General features: G+C 54.5%; 2 protein-coding genes. Both read left to right on the top strand.

Going from position 1 to position 1,469, the window contains the following annotated elements; genetic code table 11:
* The first annotated feature begins 104 nt into the window (after positions 1–104).
* Positions 105–320 (top strand): hypothetical protein, encoded by a 216-nt coding sequence (locus JKG68_RS32270; protein ID WP_202066505.1) that lies wholly within the window; start codon positions 105–107, stop codon positions 318–320.
* Between the two features lie 149 nt (positions 321–469).
* On the top strand, positions 470–757 hold the full coding sequence (locus JKG68_RS32265; protein ID WP_202066504.1) for a LuxR C-terminal-related transcriptional regulator: 288 nt from the start codon (positions 470–472) through the stop codon (positions 755–757).
* The last annotated feature ends 712 nt before the right edge of the window (positions 758–1,469 follow it).

Genomic DNA, 1,469 nt, shown 5'->3' with positions numbered 1-1,469 from the left:
GCTCGCGGCAGCCTAACCCCGGCAGACGCTCCACTTAGCGAACCGAAAACGCTGTTCAGACAAACCGAGCCACCTCAGCCCTCTGCTAACACAGCAGGAGGCATATGGCTGAAGGTGTGAGCCGAGGGTCCGAGGACGGCTACTTCAAACTCTACACGCACCAGAAGGCACGACTGATCCAGCTTGAGGAGGAAAACAGCCATCTTCGCTCCGCGCTGGGTGACATGCGGAGCATTCTAGTCGCTCGGCAGAGCCAAACCGAGGACTGGCACAAGGCGCTCATCACGATTATCGATGCTGCCCTCGTCAAGCCCTTCTAGGCCTTATGCCAAGGATGCCTGATCAGCGGTTGCCCTAGACCTTAGAGTTCTGATGCTACCTCTGAGTCGGTATAGCATTGTCGGGCTTTCTGGGAGATAAAGCTTACAGCCTAGATAGTTATCCTAGGTTGACAGGGCTGGGGGCAGTGGTGGCTACTCCGAAGACAAACCTTGAATACCTCAATGACGAGGAGCCTTCGGAGGCAGCGAACGAGAACCGTCCAGAGTTTCGCCAGCAGCAACTCCAGGGTGCTGCCGCTACTGCTGGTCAGCGTCAGAGCAGGTCTACTCCCGCATTGTCAGAGCCAGAAGCGCAGGTTCTCCAAGCGCTCCTCGCAGGAAAACAGAGCCACCAGATTCCTGACAACATCGATGGCGGTACACTTGCTGTGAAGGAACATATCAAATCGATGCTGAGGAAGATCAGAGGCCACTAGCGCCAGCTTGATGTGTCAGGTGTCCTCTACCTTGGCGGGACCTTGTTGTGGCAATCAAGGAACGCTTCCTCACAACACAGCTATACTCACGCATGGCATGCCAACAAGGCTGGGTTCCTGCTCCAAGTGTTAGGCTGAACCATGAACCCTTGGAGCCTTAAGGCACAGTCATCTGGAACATTGCCCGTGGAGGATTGTTTGTCCGAGCCTTCACGTTCCTCTTCCTCCTGATCGTGACGGTTCCCTCTGGATACCCACTTGAGCCCTGAGCATGTCTTGGGGCTTTCTTTTGCCTGAGCCTCATAGGAGGCCAAGCTATCGACTGTGGAGGCATCAGCGATAGGAGTGGTTGTTAGAGCTGTCATGTGCCCGGCTCGGGTAAATACCACCAAGCTTTGCGTCGGACACTGGATAGATGTAGTCGAACGTGCCGAGAAACGCCACAAGGGTGACAAGCACTGAGCCAATGGCGATAACCAGTAACGACAATCCGTCCATAGTAAGCCCCCATTCTAAGTTTAATTGCCGCCCAAGGCAGATTAAAACTCTTGTCTCTTGGACCGATTATTTCAACGCGTCTGAGGAGTTAACCGCTTTTGCTAAAAGCTTGGTGCTGCCATTGGGCGGCCGAGCATTAAGAGTCGGTCCGAGCGATTCATGAGCTTTGACAAAGCCTTGCGATCCTGCGGGTCATGAGCCGGATCATGGCGAG

Origin of the sequence: Microvirga aerilata (assembly GCF_016743775.1) — a bacterium.
Taxonomy (GTDB): Bacteria; Pseudomonadota; Alphaproteobacteria; order Rhizobiales; family Beijerinckiaceae; genus Microvirga; species Microvirga aerilata.
Note: the sequence above shows the minus strand (reverse complement) of the source record. Positions and strands in the feature narration are given on the sequence as shown.

What these genes read in the sequence shown, in the direction of transcription:
- JKG68_RS32270 (WP_202066505.1), top strand. Translation starts at nt 105, where the DNA reads ATGGCTGAAGGTGTGAGCCGAGGGTCCGAGGACGGCTACTTCAAACTC.